1 protein-coding gene is annotated in these 235 nt (G+C 46.8%); it reads right to left on the minus strand.

Annotated elements, in window-relative coordinates; genetic code table 11:
• A partial coding sequence (locus G9F48_RS19570) for a CAP-associated domain-containing protein (protein WP_274596871.1) occupies positions 1-235 on the minus strand: 235 nt, incomplete at both ends.

A 235-nucleotide genomic window follows, 5' to 3' on the forward strand; every position in this document is an offset into this window, starting at 1 on the left:
CGCGGATGACATTTGTAATGTCGAGAATCTGCTGCTCACTCGCTCGTTCAATGTCGTTCCATTTTTCATCAGAAACTGGCTCGGGTTCTGTCAGCTTTCCTCTGTACATGACTTCATACGGCCTTTGTTTCACAAGTGTTTCCGCATCAAATGCCCTGATGCTTGACAGATTCCCGTCAAATTTGTCCATGTACAGCTGAACATACATCCCGCCTATTTTAACGGTGGGACGGGT

The organism is Bacillus sp. EKM420B, assembly GCF_011065565.1.
GTDB lineage: Bacteria > Bacillota > Bacilli > Bacillales > Bacillaceae > Bacillus > Bacillus velezensis.